This is a genomic window from Stenotrophomonas sp. WZN-1, from assembly GCF_002192255.1.
Classification (GTDB): Bacteria; Pseudomonadota; Gammaproteobacteria; order Xanthomonadales; family Xanthomonadaceae; genus Stenotrophomonas.
Window position 1 is genome coordinate 3,123,191 of the sequence record NZ_CP021768.1, and the last position, 14,895, is coordinate 3,138,085.

At 67.8% G+C, this 14,895-nt stretch carries 14 protein-coding genes; 4 read left to right on the forward strand and 10 right to left on the reverse strand.

All coding sequences use genetic code 11. From position 1 onward, the window contains the following. Positions 1-6 precede the first annotated feature (6 nt). The 5 genes from CCR98_RS14820 to prmB all read right to left on the reverse strand — a co-directional run bounded on the left by CCR98_RS14820 (position 7) and on the right by prmB (position 6,362). Positions 7-2,031 (reverse strand): FimV/HubP family polar landmark protein, encoded by a 2,025-nt coding sequence (locus CCR98_RS14820; protein ID WP_087923204.1) that lies wholly within the window; start codon positions 2,029-2,031, stop codon positions 7-9. A 150-nt stretch (positions 2,032-2,181) separates the two neighbouring features. Next, complete coding sequence (locus tag CCR98_RS14825; protein ID WP_087923205.1) at positions 2,182-3,210, reverse strand: aspartate-semialdehyde dehydrogenase; 1,029 nt, start codon at positions 3,208-3,210, stop codon at positions 2,182-2,184. A gap of 92 nt (positions 3,211-3,302) precedes the next feature. Then, the gene (locus CCR98_RS14830) at positions 3,303-4,340 is read right to left on the reverse strand and encodes a D-glycerate dehydrogenase (protein ID WP_087923206.1); all 1,038 of its coding nucleotides are present in this window, start codon (positions 4,338-4,340) and stop codon (positions 3,303-3,305) included. After that, the gene (gene aroC / locus CCR98_RS14835; RefSeq protein ID WP_087923207.1) at positions 4,333-5,436 is read right to left on the reverse strand and encodes a chorismate synthase; all 1,104 of its coding nucleotides are present in this window, start codon (positions 5,434-5,436) and stop codon (positions 4,333-4,335) included. Before aroC ends, CCR98_RS14830 begins: the two co-directional genes overlap by 8 nt. Next, positions 5,433-6,362 (reverse strand): 50S ribosomal protein L3 N(5)-glutamine methyltransferase, encoded by a 930-nt coding sequence (gene prmB / locus CCR98_RS14840; protein WP_087923208.1) that lies wholly within the window; start codon positions 6,360-6,362, stop codon positions 5,433-5,435. The genes aroC and prmB overlap by 4 nt, the downstream gene beginning before the upstream one ends. A gap of 122 nt (positions 6,363-6,484) precedes the next feature. Between prmB and CCR98_RS14845 the strand changes: the two genes are divergently transcribed. After that, positions 6,485-7,135 (forward strand): SCO family protein, encoded by a 651-nt coding sequence (locus tag CCR98_RS14845; protein ID WP_005417991.1) that lies wholly within the window; start codon positions 6,485-6,487, stop codon positions 7,133-7,135. Beyond that, positions 7,132-7,974 carry an archaetidylserine decarboxylase gene (asd, locus tag CCR98_RS14850; protein ID WP_087923209.1) on the forward strand — a complete coding sequence of 281 codons (843 nt, stop codon included), beginning with the start codon at positions 7,132-7,134 and terminating at the stop codon, positions 7,972-7,974. The genes CCR98_RS14845 and asd overlap by 4 nt, the downstream gene beginning before the upstream one ends. A 91-nt stretch (positions 7,975-8,065) precedes the next feature. On the opposite strand, the gene CCR98_RS14855 is transcribed toward asd, so the two are convergent. After that, a complete protein-coding gene (locus CCR98_RS14855; protein ID WP_087923210.1) occupies positions 8,066-8,413 on the reverse strand; it encodes a ribonuclease E inhibitor RraB in 348 nt (115 codons plus the stop codon). A 23-nt stretch (positions 8,414-8,436) separates the two neighbouring features. Next, entirely contained in the window at positions 8,437-10,047 is a 1,611-nt protein-coding gene (locus tag CCR98_RS14860; protein WP_087923211.1) for a transglycosylase SLT domain-containing protein, read from the reverse strand. Positions 10,048-10,169: 122 nt separating this feature from the next. On the opposite strand from CCR98_RS14860, the gene CCR98_RS14865 reads away from it, so the two are divergent. Together CCR98_RS14865 and greB are read left to right on the forward strand one after the other, a co-directional pair. Next, on the forward strand, positions 10,170-11,675 hold the full coding sequence (locus CCR98_RS14865; protein WP_087923212.1) for a helicase HerA-like domain-containing protein: 1,506 nt from the start codon (positions 10,170-10,172) through the stop codon (positions 11,673-11,675). Positions 11,676-11,764: 89 nt separating this feature from the next. Continuing rightward, entirely contained in the window at positions 11,765-12,271 is a 507-nt protein-coding gene (gene greB, locus CCR98_RS14870) for a transcription elongation factor GreB (RefSeq protein ID WP_087923213.1), read from the forward strand. Positions 12,272-12,290: 19 nt separating this feature from the next. Here the strand turns inward: greB and CCR98_RS14875 are convergent, their stop codons facing one another. The 3 genes from CCR98_RS14875 to CCR98_RS14885 all read right to left on the reverse strand — a co-directional run bounded on the left by CCR98_RS14875 (position 12,291) and on the right by CCR98_RS14885 (position 14,885). Further along, positions 12,291-13,124 (reverse strand): DUF3025 domain-containing protein, encoded by an 834-nt coding sequence (locus CCR98_RS14875; RefSeq protein WP_087923214.1) that lies wholly within the window; start codon positions 13,122-13,124, stop codon positions 12,291-12,293. Next, entirely contained in the window at positions 13,121-14,482 is a 1,362-nt protein-coding gene (rimO, locus tag CCR98_RS14880) for a 30S ribosomal protein S12 methylthiotransferase RimO (protein ID WP_049445588.1), read from the reverse strand. Before rimO ends, CCR98_RS14875 begins: the two co-directional genes overlap by 4 nt. Before the next feature lie 187 nt (positions 14,483-14,669). Beyond that, complete coding sequence (locus CCR98_RS14885) at positions 14,670-14,885, reverse strand: hypothetical protein (RefSeq protein ID WP_087923215.1); 216 nt, start codon at positions 14,883-14,885, stop codon at positions 14,670-14,672. Positions 14,886-14,895: the final 10 nt, after the last annotated feature.

The window sequence follows — 14,895 nt, forward strand, 5'->3', positions numbered from 1 at the left end:
GTTCGGTCACGGCAGGCGGGCCAGCAGTTCGCGGGCCTGGGCCTGGCAGTGCAGGTCGCCGCCATCGACCACTTCCTGCAGCAAGGTACGGGCGGTCTGGGCATCGCCCAGATCGAGGTAGGCGATGGCCAGCTCCAGGCGCTCCTGCCCGGCACGCGGTGCCCAGCCGGCATCGCTGGCCGGTGCCGCGGCGTGTTCTTCGTGCGCGGCCGTGGCCAGCGCGTCGTGTGGCGCGCCGCTGGAATCGCCGTTGTCATGGTGCTCGGCCGGCAGGTCGAACACGCCGCGGAACTGCGGTTGCTGTTCGGCGTGCAGCGCGTAGTCCGGCACTGCGATCTCGTCAGGGACCGCCTGTGCGACCGGCTCATCCTGCACAGCTTCCGGCACAGGGGTGTCCTGCGTGGCCACCGGCTCGTCCCAGCGCGGCAGGTCGGTCACGGCCTCGGGCAGCTCCACCACGTCGTCATCGCGCAGCGTCTGCGCCTGCCAGTCAGCCTGGGCGGCGACGTCGGTGACCGGTTCGGCAGGCACCTCATCCTGCACCTCGGTTTCGCTCGCCCAGGCCGGCATCGCCGGTTCCTGGCGGCCACTGTCGGACACCGCCGTCGACCACGAAGACTGCTCGGCCAGCGTATCCAGCGCCGCGCCTGCCGGTACCGCAGCGGCCAGGCCGGCGGCATCACCTTCCTCGCCCAGCGGCGGCAGTGGTGACGGCTTGCGACGACGCAGCAACCAGGCCGCGCCGGCCGCCAGCAACAGCACCGGCAGACCCAGCCAGTACCACGGCGTTGCCGCATCGCGGGCATCCGGCGCCTGTGCCAGGCGCTGCTGCGCGGCGGCCAGGTCGTTGTCCTTCATCGCGATCAGCGACTGCTGCTGTTCCTTGAGTTTTTCCAGGTCGGCCACGCGCTGCTTCAGTTCGCCGATCTCGGCATCGCGGGTCGCGATGTCCTCGCGTGCCTGGCGCAGTTGTTCGTTGCCCAGCATGTCACCCTCGCTGCCGGCTCCGGTGCCGGTGGTTGTGCCCGCGTGCGCGGCGTCGGAGGCCAGCGCCGGAGCGATTTCAAGTCGTGCCCCATTGGCCGCAGCCGGGGAGGAAGCGTTGGTGGTTGCCGCCGTGGAGACCGGGGCAACGGTACCGGCCGGTTGCGGCATGGTGCGCGCCTGCCGCCACTGTGCGGCATGCTCACGCACCAGCGCTGCGGCCTCGGCGGCATCGACCGCCGCCAATGCATCGCTGCCGGGCATGCGCAGCACGGCGCCCTGCTTGAGCAGGTTGACGTTGCCGCGGATGAAGGCCTCCGGGTTGGCCCGCAGCAGCGCGATCATGGCGCGGTCGCGGCTGACCTGGTTGCCGCGGGCTACCGCGCTGGCGATCTGTGACAAGGTCTGCCCACGCTGGACGGTGACGCTGCCATCGGCTGCCGGCGCGGCGGCGGGTGCAGCCAATGCACGCGGGCGAGCCGGTGCGGGTGCCGGCGCTGCCGCGCTGGACGGCGCAGGCGCGCCCGCGCTCTCCGCAGCGGCGGGCGCCGGCGCGGCCTCACGGGCGATGGTGTTGGAGAGCGTACCTGCGGGTGCAACGATTTCCGGCTCGGCCACGGCCAGTGCGCTGGACGGTGCATCGACCAGCGCGGAGTACTCACGCACGAGGCGGCCCTGGCCCCAGTCGGCCTCGATCAGGAAGCTCAGCGACGGAGTCTCGACCGGCGTCTGCGAGGTCACCCGCACCACCGCCCTGCCCTGCGTATTGCGGGTCAGTTCGAACTGCAGCTCGCTGACCAACCCGGTCGGCCGCTGCAGGCCGACGCGCTCGAAGGTGACCGGTGAGGCCAACGCGACACGCAGGTTCTCCAGCTCGGACGGATCGGCGGAGACCACCGGGATTTCGGCCAGCAAGGGCTGGCCCGGCTTGGACAGGACACGGATGTCGCCCAGACCCAGGGCAAGCGCCGAACTGCTGGCCAGGGCCAGCAGCGCGGTGGAAAGATAGAGGAGCGGGCGCTTTGCGCCCCTGGCCCGTTTATTCATGGGCGACACTATAAAGCGTGCGGACCGGGGTCCGCACCCACCGGAAAGACCCTTGAGGTGGTGCCGGCCTGTGGCCGGCAATCCCTTCAGCCGGTGGATCAGGGCAATGCCGGCCAGCGGCCGGCACGACCGGTGAGGCAACCGCGGTGATCAGCGCTGCTCGGCGGCGACCAGCTCGGCCAGCTGCACGGCATTGAGGGCGGCGCCCTTGCGCACGTTGTCCGAGACGATCCACAGGTTCAGGCCACGCGGGTGCGACAGGTCCTCACGGATGCGGCCGACATACACCGCGTCGGTGCCCGAAGCGTGGGTGACCGGGGTCGGGTAACCACCGGCCTCGTGGCGGTCGACCACTTCGATGCCCGGCGACTGCTCCAGCAGCGCGCGCGCTTCGGCCACGGTGACCTTGTCGCGGGTCTCGATCGCCACCGATTCGGAGTGGCCATAGAACACCGGCACGCGCACCGCGGTCGGGTTCACCAGGATGCTGTCGTCGCCGAGGATCTTGCGGGTTTCCCAGATCAGCTTCATCTCTTCCTTGGTGAAGCCGTTGTCCTGGAAATCGTCGATGTGCGGGATCAGGTTGAAGGCGATCTGCACCGGGAAGCGCTGCGGATCGATCTCCTGGAAGCTCAGCAGCTGGCCGGTCTGCTTGCCCAGCTCCTCGGTGGCCGAACGGCCACCGCCAGACACCGACTGGTAGGTGGAGACGTTGATGCGCTCGATGCCGTACCTGCGGTGCAGCGGCGCCAGCGCCACCAGCATCTGCATGGTCGAGCAGTTGGGGTTGGCGATGATGCCGCGCGGACGGTTGGCGACCTGTTCCGGGTTGACCTCGGACACCACCAGCGGCACGTCATCGTCGTAACGGAAGGCCGAGGAGTTGTCGATCACCACCGCACCGGCGGCGGCGAACTTCGGTGCGTATTCCTTGGACACGCTGCCGCCGGCCGAGAACAGGGCGATCTCGACGCCGGTCGGATCGAAGGTGGCCAGGTCCTGGACCGTGACCTTCTGGCCGTTGAACTCGATCTCGCCGCCGGCCGAACGCTCGGAGGCAAGAACGCTCAAGGTACCAACCGGGAAATCACGCTCGGCCAGGATCGACAACATGGTCTCGCCGACGGCGCCAGTGGCACCGACGACGGCGACATGGAAACTGCGCTGTGCATTGCTCATGGGGGAAACTCTCACGAAAACGGGGATGGGGAAAAATCACGCACGACAGCTGGGTTCGGGGAACCTCCTCAAGCGGGGCGCGCGGAGGTTCCCTATCGTTTCCCGGTTTTTTTGCCCAGAGTCACGCGCGCGGCCATCGCCGCGTCAGCGTTGATCGCGCTCGGCATGCGCGACGGGCCACCGTCCAGGCCGAGCCCGGCGACCAGATTATCGACGGCCAGCTGTACCATCGCCGTGCGCGTGGCCAGCGAGGCACTGCCGATGTGCGGAGTGAGCACCACGTTGCGCAGCGCCAGCAGCTCCGGGCGGATCTTCGGCTCGCCCTCGTACACATCCAGGCCGGCGGCAGCCAGGCGGCCGCTGGCCAGTGCATCGGCCAGCGCGATCTCATCGACCAGGCCACCGCGGGCGATGTTCACCAGCGTTGCCGACGGCTTCATCTTCGCCAGCGCGGCGGCATCGATCAGGTGGTGCGAGGCTGGCGTGTACGGCAGCACCAGCAGCAGGTGGTCGGACTGTGCCAGCAGCGTATCCAGGTCCACATAGGTGGCGCCCACTTCCGCTTCGGTCGCGGCCGGCAGCTGCGAGCGGTTGTGGTACAGCACCTTCATGCCGAAACCGTGCGCGCCGCGGCGGGCGATACCCTGGCCGATGCGGCCCATGCCGAGGATGCCCAGCGTGCTGCCGTGGATGTCGGCACCGAGCATGGTCTGGAACGACCACTGCTGCCACTGCCCTTCGCGCAGCCAGCGCTCGGATTCAGTGATGCGGCGCGCGGTCGCCATCAACAGGGCGAAACCGAGATCGGCGGTGGTTTCAGTGAGGACGTCCGGCGTGTTGCTGGCGAGGATACCGGCCGCACTGAGCGCGTCGACGTCCAGGTTGTTGTAGCCAACACCGACGTTGGCGATCACCTGCAGCTGCGTGGCGCCGGCCACCTGGGCCGCACCGATGCGCTCGTTGAGGGTGATGATCGCGCCATCGGCGCTGGCCAGCTGTTCGGCGATCTGGTCCGGCGACCAGGCGGTGACGGTGTCGGTGCTGCGCAGCTGCACGCGATCGCGCAGCGGCGCGATGGCCGCGTCGATCAGCGGCTGGCTCACCCACACGGTCGGCCGCGTGTCAGCCATCGACCTGCCCGGGAATGCGCGGGGTGATCGTGCCGACATCGCCGCACTGCGCGCGGTGGCGCAGCGCCTGGTCCATCAGCACCATCGCCACCATCGCCTCGGCGATCGGGGTGGCACGGATGCCGACGCAGGGGTCGTGGCGACCTGTGGTGACCACTTCCACCACGTTGCCGGCGGTATCCAGCGACGGCCCCGGCAGGCGCAGGCTGGAGGTCGGCTTCAGGGCGATCGAGGCGACCACCGGCTGGCCGGTGGAAATGCCACCGAGGATGCCACCGGCGTGGTTGCTGGCGAAGCCCTGCGGGGTCAGCAGGTCGCGGTGTTCGGTGCCCTTCTGCGCGGCGCTGGCGAAACCGTCGCCGATCTCCACGCCCTTCACCGCGTTGATGCTCATCAGCGCGGCAGCGAGTTCGCCATCAAGCTTGCCGTAGATCGGCTCGCCCCAGCCCGGCGGCACGTTGTCGGCGACCACGTCCACGCGCGCACCGACCGAATCTCCGGACTTGCGCAGCGCATCCATGTACGCCTCCAGCTCGGGCACCTGTGCGGCGTGCGGCCAGAAGAACGGGTTGTCTTCCACCGCCGACCAGTCGAAACCGGCGGGGGTGATGTCGCCCAGCTGCGACAGATAGCCACGCACGGTGACGCCGAAGCGCTCGGCCAGCCACTTCTTGGCGACCACGCCGGCGGCCACGCGCATGGTGGTCTCGCGCGCCGAGGAACGACCACCACCGCGCGGGTCGCGGATGCCGTACTTGTGCCAGTAGCTGTAGTCGGCATGGCCCGGGCGGAACTGCTGGCCGATGTTGGCGTAGTCCTTGCTGCGCTGGTCGGTGTTGCGGATGAGCAGCGCGATCGGGGTGCCGGTGGTCAGGCCCTCGTACACGCCGGACAGGATCTCGACCTCATCGGCCTCGCGTCGGGCCGAGGTGTGCCGGCTCTTGCCGGTGGCGCGGCGCTGCAGGTCGTGGGCGAATTCGGCCGCGTCCAGCGCCAGCCCCGGCGGGCAGCCATCGATCACGCAGCCGATGGCCGGCCCGTGCGACTCGCCGAACGTGGTGACGGTGAACAGCTTGCCGAACGAATTGGAGCTCACGGGCGCTGCGCCGCCAGTTCGGTGATGCGTGCGCTGTGGGCAATCAGCTCGCGGCATTCAACCGCGAAGATGCCCATCTGGCCGACCTTGAATTCGATCCAGGCGAAATCGACTTCCGGCAGCAGCTTGACCAGATGCTGTTCGGACTCGCCCACTTCACAGATCAGCAGGCCGTCTTCGCTCAGGTGCAGCGGCGCATCACGCAGGATCTTCAGCACCAGGTCCAGGCCATCGTCACCGGCACGCAGGCCCATTTCCGGCTCGTAGGAGTATTCCTTCGGGAGCGCATCGGTCTCGTCGTTGGTGACGTACGGCGGATTGGTGACGATCAGGTCGTAATGGCGGCCGGTCAGGCCGTTGAACAGGTCCGACTTGAGCAGCGTGACGTTGTGCGCCTGCAGGCGCTCCTTGTTTTCCTCGGCCAGCGACAGCGCGTCGTCACTCAGGTCGACACCGTCCACTTCCCAGTTCGGGTAGTAGTGGCCCATGGCGATGGCGATGCAGCCCGAACCGGTGCACAGGTCCAGCGCACGGCTGACATCGCGGCCGGCCAGCCACGGCTCGAAGCCGCATTCGATCAGTTCGGCGATCGGCGAGCGCGGCACCAGGGCGCGCTTGTCGCTCTTGAAGCTCAGGCCGGCGAACCAGGCTTCACCGGTCAGGTAGGCGGCCGGGATGCGTTCGTCGATGCGGCGCTGGAACAGCTCCAGCACGCGCAGCTTCTCGGCTTGCAGCAGGCGCGCCTGGCCGTAGGCCGGGCCGAGGTCGTGCGGCAGGTGCAGGCTGTGCAGCACCAGCTGGGTGGCCTCGTCCAGCGCGTTGTCGTAGCTGTGCCCGAAGGTCAGCCCGGCTTCGTTGAAACGGCTGGTGCCGTAGCGGATCAGATCGATGATCGTGTGGAGTTCGGCGGCCGTTTCAGCGGTCATGGCGGTACTGCGGGCAAAGTGGCCCCCGATTATAGGGGCTGGCGCCCGCGGCGGCATCCGTTGCGGCGGAAACGATCGGGCCGCAGCCGGTATGATGGAGCCCATTTCGCGCGGGAGCCCCCATGTTCAATCGCAACGCCGGCATCATCCTGCTGATCGCCCTGGCGGCGGGGCTCGGCCTGCTGGCCGCCCAGCAGGTGTTCGCGCCGAAGCCGCCGGCCAACGCCCCGGCCACCGAAGCGATCACCCTGTACCCGCAGCCGCGTGAACTGCCCGACTTCAACCTGGCCCAGTCCGATGGCACCCGCCTGATTCCGGGCGAACTGAAAGGCCACTGGACCCTGGTGTTCCTGGGCTTCACCTTCTGCCCCGACGTCTGCCCGACCACGCTGGCCGAGCTGGCCGGCGCGCAGAACCAGTGGGAGGCCCTGCCCGATGGCCTGCGCCCGCGCGTGCTGTTCATCTCGGTCGACCCGGATCGCGACAGCGCCACCCGCCTCGGCGAGTACGTGCACGGTTTCCACAAGGACACCTTGGCCGCCACTGCCGATATCCCTTCGCTGGAGCGCTTCGCCACCTCGCTGGGCTTCGTGTTCCAGAAAGTGCCGGGCAAGCATTTCGACGAGAACCCCGAGGATTACACCGTCGAGCATTCGGCCAGCCTGGCCGTGCTCGACCCGCAGGGCCGTCTTGCCGGCCTGGTGCGCCCCCCGTTCAACGCGCCGGCGATTGCCCGCGACCTGCAGAAGCTGACCGAGAAAACCGCCCCATGAGCCTCACCACCGCCCTGACGTACGCCCTGCCCCACCGCCTGCTGTCCTCGATGGCGCGTTCGCTGGCGTACTCGGACGATCCGCGCGTGTCGCGCTGGCTGATCGACACGGTCACCCGCAAGTTCAACGTCAACCTGGACGAAGCGGCCAACCCGGACCCGCGCAGCTATGCGACCTTCAACCAGTTCTTCACCCGTGCACTGAAGCCGGGCGCGCGCGTGGCCGATGCCGATCCGCACAGCCTGGTGATGCCGGCCGACGGCCGCATCAGCCAGCTCGGCAGGATCGAGGCCGGCCGCATCTTCCAGGCCAAGGGCCAGTCGTTCACCGCCGCCGAGCTGCTGGGCAGCGACGAGGATGCCAAGCCGTACAACGATGGCCTGTACGCCACCGTGTACCTGTCCCCGCGCGATTACCACCGCGTGCACATGCCGTGGACCGGCACCCTGCGCGAGACCGTGCACGTGCCGGGGCGCCTGTTCAGCGTCGGCCCGGCCGCCGTCAACGGCGTAGCGCGCCTGTTCGCGCGCAACGAGCGCCTGGTCTGCCACTTCGACACCAGCTTCGGCCCGATGGTCAGTGTGATGGTCGGTGCACTGCTGGTGTCCGGCGTGGAAACCGTGTGGAGCGGCGAGGAGATCCCGGCCTACGGTGATCGCATCACCCGCAAGGACTACCGCGGCCAGGGCATCAAACTGGAGCGCTTTGCCGAGATGGCGCGTTTCAACTACGGCTCGACCGTGATCGTGCTGCTGCCGCCGGGCGTGGCCGAATTCGCCCCGCAGCTGGGCGCCGAAAGCCCGGTGCAGCTGGGCCAGGCGCTGGCGAAGCTACGCTGAGACTTCGGTAGTGCCGGCCGCTGGCCGGCATCTCCGTTGATCCAACGCGTCGAGCACTGCCGGCCAGCGGCCGGCACTACCGGTACGCGCGTTACTGCAGGACCGGGGCGGGGCCGACGTCCATGCCGTCGTAGTCTTCCACGCCCTTCTCCGCGGCCAGCGCCGCCAATTCCTGGTTGCGGCGGTCCAGCGAGGCTTCGTCGTGGATCTCCACGCGCTCCACGTGCAGTACGTGGAACGGCGCGTCGCCCTCTTCCGGCTCCTGCTCGAACAGCTCCACGAAAACATAGCCCTGCGCCTGCAGGTGATCGGCCAGTGCCTGCAGCGGCCCGGCGCTGGAGTGCACGAAGAAGTAACCCCACAGCAACGGGCCATTGATGTCCCAGTCGGTGTTTTCGCGGAGGTTGGCGAACAGGTTGCGGGTGGCTTCGAGGTCCATGCGGATTCCAGAGGTCGAGGAGATTACTTGTCGCAGCCCTGCAGCTTCAGCGTCTGGCCGTGGCGCAGGCTGTAGGCCGGGGCCTTCAGGCCATTGGCACGGGCCAGGGTCGGCACGTCGCACTGGAACTTCGCCGCGATGGCGCCCAGGGTCTCGCCCTTGCCCACCTTGTGGCTGCGCACCGGCTTCGGCCGCGCGGCCGGCGCCGGGCGGGGCGTCGCCACCGCCGCCACCGGTGTGGTCGGCACGTTGGTGGATGCAGCGGCGTCTGCCACCGGTACCACGCCGCCGACGGCCACGCTGCCGGTGTAGCTGGCAGCGGTCGGCCGCTTGATCGCCGCGTTCAGATCGGCGGTGATCAAGGTGCGGGCCAGGTCGGCACGCGGGCCACTGACACAGTTGCGCTGGTACAGGCCGGCGATGCGGGTGGTGGCGTTGATCAGCGTGCCGGCCGGAATCCAGCCATCGGCTTCATAGCGTGGGTTGAGGTTGCGCAGCGCGCGCATGTAGCCATCACGGGTACCGTGGCTACCCAGGCAGATGGTCAGTTCGTAGATGGTGGTGGACTTGGCCAGGCGCAGCGTGGCCGGCTGCGCGCTGATCTTCGGGAACTCCACGCCGTACTGCTGCGGGTGCAGGAAGATCCAGGCCGCGGCGATCACCATCGGCACGTAATCCTTGGTTTCACCGGGGAACTGGTTGTAAACGCTGTCGGTCCAGAAGCTCTGGCCACCGCTCTGCTTGAACACGCGTGCGGCACGGCCTTCACCACCGTTGTAGGCGGCCACCGACATTTCCACGTTGTTGTTCAGTTCGCGCAGCCGCTCGTTGAGGTAGCTGGCGCTGGCCTCGGCCGCGCTGCGCGCGTCGAAGCGGGTATCGAAGCCGGTGCCGTCCGGCCCGAGGCCGAAGCGGCGGCCGGTGGCCGGCATGAACTGCATCAGGCCGGCGGCGCCGGCGCGCGAGGACGCATGCACGCGACCGTTGGATTCCTTGGCCATGATGCCGAACAGCAATGCTTCGGGCAGGCCACGCTTCTCCCACTCCGGCCACATCACCGCACGCAGGTTCTGGTAGTTTTCGTAACTGGTCAGCAGCGCCGGGCGCATGTCGGTCAGCCAGCGGCGGATGCCGGCCTGCACCGCCGGGTTGTATTCGACCATGCTGTCGAAGGCGTGCCGCTTGTCGTTCAGCAGTGCAGCAGCGCGCGCGGCTTCGGGTACGTCCGCGGTCAGCGGGCCGATGTGGTCGGGGTCGGCTTCCAGGCGGTCACCGCCCTCGTCGGCCACGTCATCGCTGGCGGCGGCATCCGCGTCATGCTTGAGCAGGCGCTTGTAGCTGGCCAGCAGGGTGCCCATCTGGCAGCCCTTCTGCTTCACGCAGTCGTTGAGGACATCTTCCATGTCCTCCAGCGCCGCGTCGGCCTCGTTGCTGCCCTTGGGGTCGGCGTTGGCGACCAGCAGCAGGGCGTCGCTGTAGCGCTTTTCGGCGGCGGTCATGCGCTGCTGCAGCGCATCCACCTTCACCTTGTCCCGGGCCGAAACCCGCTGCGCATGGGCGTCGGGCGCCAGGGAAACCAGGCCGGCCAGGGCCAGCAGCGGCCAACCACGGGAAATCAGGACAGGAACGGGCATTGATGGCACTGTGTGCAAAACAGGCAGGCAGAGTAGCGGCGCCGCCAAGGTCCGGGCAAGCCGACCTTCGGACCGTCACTGCCGGCGGTTAACATTGGGCTATTCATCACAAGGGCTGGACCATGGATCCGATTCTGCTCGGCAAAGGCATTACCGACGATATTGCCGTCACCCTGCTGCCGAAACTCGGCAACCGCCACGGCCTGGTAGCCGGCGCCACCGGTACCGGCAAGACCGTGACCCTGATGACGCTGGCCGAGGGCTTCTCGCGACTGGGCGTGCCGGTGTTCCTGGCCGATGTGAAGGGCGATGTCTCCGGCCTGGCCGTGCCCGGCAACGGCGCCGAGAACCTGCTCCAGCGCGCCGCCGAGATCGGCGTGGCCGACTATGCGCCGGCCGCCAGCCCGACCCTCTTCTGGGACCTGTACGGCAAGCTGGGCCACCCGGTGCGCACCACCGTCAGCGAGATGGGCCCGACCCTGCTGGCGCGCATCCTCGAGTTGAACGACACCCAGTCCGGCGTGCTCGACATCGTGTTCAAGCTGGCCGACGACCGCGGACTGCTGCTGCTGGACATGGACGACCTGCGCGCCCTGCTTGGCCTGGTCGCCGAGGAGCGCAAGGACATCTCCACCGAGTACGGCCTGGTCAGTGCGCAGTCGATCGCCGCGATCCAGCGTTCGGTGCTGCGCCTGGCGCAGGACGGTGGCGAGAACTTCTTCGGCGAACCGGCGCTCGAGCTGGCCGACATCATGCGGGTCAACCACGATGGCCGCGGCATGATCGGCATCCTCGCCGCCGACCAGCTGGTGCTCAAGCCCAAGCTGTATTCCACCTTCCTGCTGTGGCTGCTGTCGGAGCTGTTCGAGCAGCTGCCGGAGGTGGGCGACCTGGACAAGCCGAAGCTGGTCTTCATCTTCGACGAGGCGCACCTGCTGTTCGACGATGCGCCGCCATCGCTGGTGCAGCGCATCGAGCAGGTGGTGCGCCTGATCCGCTCCAAGGGCGTGGGCGTGTATTTCTGCTCGCAGTTCCCCGACGACGTGCCGGGCAACATCCTCGGCCAGCTCGGCAACCGCGTGCAGCATGCGCTGCGTGCGTTCACCCCGCGCGACCAGAAGGCGGTGAAGACCGCGGCCGAGACATTCGTGCCGAACCCGAAGCTGGACGTGGCCAAGGTGCTGAGCCAGCTCGGTACCGGCGAGGCCCTGGTCTCCACGCTGCAGGACAAGGGCGTACCAATGCCGGTGCAGCAGACGATGATCGCGCCGCCGCGCTGCCGGATGGGGCCGATCACCGAGGCCGAGCGCGCCCAGGTGCGTGCCGGCAGCCCGGTCGGCAGCCGCTACGATACCGCGATCAACCGTGAATCGGCCGCCGAACTGCTGGCCCAGCGCGCGCAGAAGACGGTCGAGCAGGCGCAGGCGCCGGCCGCGCGCAGCCGCGAGCAGGACGAAGCACAGGAAGGCGGTTTCGGCCAGGCGATCAAGGATGCGATCTTCGGCACCAAGCGCCGCCAGGGCATGATCGAGACCATGGCCAAGCAGACCACGCGCACCGTCGGCACCAAGCTGGGCAACCAGATCGTGCGCGGCATCCTCGGCGGCATCTTCGGCGGCAAGCGCTAGCTGCCGCTGCTGGGGTCGGATCCCTTTCCGCTGGAAAGGGATCCGACCCCACTCCCCCATCGCTCCCCCTCGAAAACAAGTCGTATTGCATGTCGCGTTGGCGTCCCCCCGCAGAAAAAAGCACGGCCCTGATCACCGCCTCCGGGCATGCCCGACTGAAGGCCGAACTGGATGAGCTGTGGCGTGTGCGCCGCCCGGAAGTGGTGAAGGCGCTGGCCGCCGCTGCTGCGGAAGGTGACCGCTCCGAGAACGCCGAGTACACCTATCGCAAGAAGCAGCTGGGCGAGATCGACCGCCGCGTGCGCTACCTGACCAAGCGGCTGGAATCGCTGCGCGTGGTCGATACCACGCCAACCGATCCACTGGCCGTGTTCTTCGGCGCATGGGTGGAACTGGAGAACGCGGACAGCGGTGAGATCAGCCGCTATCGCATTGTCGGGCCGGATGAGACCGATGCTGGGCTGGGCTGGATCAGCATCGATTCCCCCCTGGCGCGTGCGCTCCTGAAGAAGCGGCTGGACGACGAGTTCTCGGTGGAGCTGCCCGGCGGGCAATTCACCTTTGCGGTGATCGGGGTGGAGTACGCGCCTGTGTAGCGTCGATCATGGCTCGACGCTAAGGAAGCAACAACGGCGGCGGGTACTGTCGGCCGGCACGCAGCGGGCGGAAATAATCGGCATTGCGATAGAAGGCGGCATCCTGCACGCCATGCCAGCCGGGAATACCGGCCAATGGAAGGGGCCGCAACTGCAGCGGATCGGTCACTGCCCTGCCCTCGGCAATGGCAGCGGTCACCGCGTCGACACAGGCGGCATCGACATCGCCCTGCACCACCACGCACTTGCCGACCAGCAATCGCCCGGGTAGCAGCGCCTGCTCCATCAACGCATGCCCGAACACCACAGCGATGGCGATGTCACTGCTCTGCCAGCATGACGGCTCGAACAATGCAGGCCAGTCATGCCGGTCCCACGCGCGCAGCAACGTGTCATCGCGCACTCGCACGATCACGCCGGTTTCGTCGAACTGGGTCAAGGCGGCCTGCGCGCGGTTGCGCTGGCCGGGTGGCATGGCCTCGATATGCCGGCATTGCTGCGCGTTCAGTGCACGCTTCAGCTGCGGATGGGAGGCCCACACCAGTGCGTTGAACAGGTCGTGCCAGTTGTCGGCACGGGTGGCGATGCGCCCCTGCGCGATACGCGCCTCGTAATGCAGGCCGTCGGCCAGCAGCGCGGCATCCTGTTCCACCAGCTGCCAACCCGGCAGGGACAGGCATGCGTCAAGTGCCGTGATGGGCGGCCAACGGGTGCCAACCAGCAGATCACGGAAATCCTGCAGCCCGGCAAACACCGGGTGCCCGAACACCTGTGGATTGACCGCCGCACGCGGCGGCGGCACGAAGCGGCGGACGCCGCTGCCGTCACCGGCGGCGGTCGTCGTTGCGGTCACAGCATCTTGAGGTCGAATGCCGGACGGGTAGCGGCTGGCAGCGCGTCACCATACAGGTCGTGCTCGTCGCTCTCGGTGATCTCCACGTCGACGAATTCGCCCACGCGCAGCGGAACCTGGTCGGCATTCTGGATGTGCACCAGGCCGTCGATCTCCGGGGCATCGGCCTTGGAGCGGGCCACGGCGATATCGCCCTCGATGGCATCGACCAGGCACTGCTGCACGGTGCCGATCTTGGCCTCCAGGCGCGCGGCGGAGATCTGTGCCTGCTTCTCCATGAAGCGGGCCAGACGCTCCTGCTTCACTTCCTCCGGCACAGCATCGGGCAGATCGTTGGCGGTCGCCCCCTCAACCGGCGAATAGGCGAATGCGCCCACGCGATCCAGCTGCGCTTCGTCGAGGAACGACAGCAGTTCTTCGAACTCGGACTCGGTCTCGCCCGGGAAGCCGACGATGAAGGTCGAACGCACGGTGATGTCCGGCGCGATACGGCGCCAGTTCTGCACGCGCTCAAGGGTCTTCTCGACCGCGCCGGGGCGCTTCATCAAACGCAGGATGCGCGGGCTCGCATGCTGGAAGGGGATGTCCAGGTACGGCAGGATGCGGTTCTCGGCCATCAGCGGCACCACTTCGTCCACGTGCGGATACGGGTAGACGTAGTGCATGCGCACCCACGCATCCAGCTCGGACAGTCCTTCGCACAGCGCCTTCAAACGGGTCTGGTAGGCCTTGTCGCGCCACATCTTCTCGGCGTACTTCACGTCCACGCCGTAGGCCGAGGTGTCCTGCGAAACCACCAGCAGTTCACGCACGCCACCACGCACCAAGCGCTCGGCTTCACGCAACACCTCGTCAACCGGGCGCGAGACCAGCTTGCCGCGCATCGACGGAATGATGCAGAAGCTGCACTTGTGGTTGCAGCCTTCGGAAATCTTCAGGTAGGCGTAGTGGCGCGGGGTCAGCTTGATGCCGTAGTCGGGCACCAGGTCCACGAACGGATCGTGCTTGGGCGGCAGTGCTTCATGCACCGCTTCCATCACGCTCTGGTAATCCTGCGGGCCGGATACCGCCAGCACGTTGGGGTACGCCTCGCGGATCTGCTCCGGGCGCTTGCCCAGGCAACCGGTGACGATCACCTTGCCGTTCTGGTTCATCGCCTCGCCAATGGCATCCAGCGACTCGGTCACCGCCGAATCGATGAAGCCGCAGGTGTTGACCACCACCACGTCGGCCGAATCGTAGGACGGGACGATGTCGTAGCCTTCCGAGCGGAGCTGGGTGAGGATGCGCTCGGAATCGACGAGGGCCTTCGGGCAGCCAAGGCTGACGAAGCCGACTTTGGGGTTCAGCTGGGACATGGAATCGCGGGACTCTGGGGGCCTGGGCCCCTGCCGGCATGGCAGGGGTTCCTGGGGGCCGGGGCCTGAAAGGGCGCCAGTATACCGGGGTTCGGGCCAGCGCCCTGAATCGCCGCTCCCGCCCGCGGAGCCGGGCCGTGAAGGGTCAGTACCCGGTCACGTCCAGCACCACCGCAACCGACCGATCTCAGCCAGCGGCTGCTTCAATGGGCAGCGCTTCTTCGACCTCGATCGCCTCGAACCGGTACAACGCGCCAAACTTCAAGGCGTACGCATCCAGCGGCGATACCGGGATCACCATCTGCGGAAGAAGGTTGTCGCCCTCCGGCCGGAAATGCAGATTGACCACCCCCGACTGCTCCACTGCGCGGGTCAGCAGGACGAGACGTGCATTGAACTTCATGTTGGATCTC

Excerpts from the sequence above, each read along its gene's own strand:
- prmB (WP_087923208.1), bottom strand. The coding sequence starts at position 6,362 with ATGACCGCTGAAACGGCCGCCGAACTCCACACGATCATCGATCTGATC.
- CCR98_RS14865 (WP_087923212.1), top strand. The coding sequence starts at position 10,170 with ATGGATCCGATTCTGCTCGGCAAAGGCATTACCGACGATATTGCCGTC.
- rimO (WP_049445588.1), bottom strand. The coding sequence starts at position 14,482 with ATGTCCCAGCTGAACCCCAAAGTCGGCTTCGTCAGCCTTGGCTGCCCG.
- CCR98_RS14885 (WP_087923215.1), bottom strand. The coding sequence starts at position 14,885 with ATGAAGTTCAATGCACGTCTCGTCCTGCTGACCCGCGCAGTGGAGCAG.
- CCR98_RS14860 (WP_087923211.1), bottom strand. The coding sequence starts at position 10,047 with ATGCCCGTTCCTGTCCTGATTTCCCGTGGTTGGCCGCTGCTGGCCCTG.
- greB (WP_087923213.1), top strand. The coding sequence starts at position 11,765 with ATGTCGCGTTGGCGTCCCCCCGCAGAAAAAAGCACGGCCCTGATCACC.
- CCR98_RS14825 (WP_087923205.1), bottom strand. The coding sequence starts at position 3,210 with ATGAGCAATGCACAGCGCAGTTTCCATGTCGCCGTCGTCGGTGCCACT.
- CCR98_RS14845 (WP_005417991.1), top strand. The coding sequence starts at position 6,485 with ATGTTCAATCGCAACGCCGGCATCATCCTGCTGATCGCCCTGGCGGCG.
- asd (WP_087923209.1), top strand. The coding sequence starts at position 7,132 with ATGAGCCTCACCACCGCCCTGACGTACGCCCTGCCCCACCGCCTGCTG.
- CCR98_RS14830 (WP_087923206.1), bottom strand. The coding sequence starts at position 4,340 with ATGGCTGACACGCGGCCGACCGTGTGGGTGAGCCAGCCGCTGATCGAC.
- CCR98_RS14855 (WP_087923210.1), bottom strand. The coding sequence starts at position 8,413 with ATGGACCTCGAAGCCACCCGCAACCTGTTCGCCAACCTCCGCGAAAAC.
- CCR98_RS14820 (WP_087923204.1), bottom strand. The coding sequence starts at position 2,031 with ATGAATAAACGGGCCAGGGGCGCAAAGCGCCCGCTCCTCTATCTTTCC.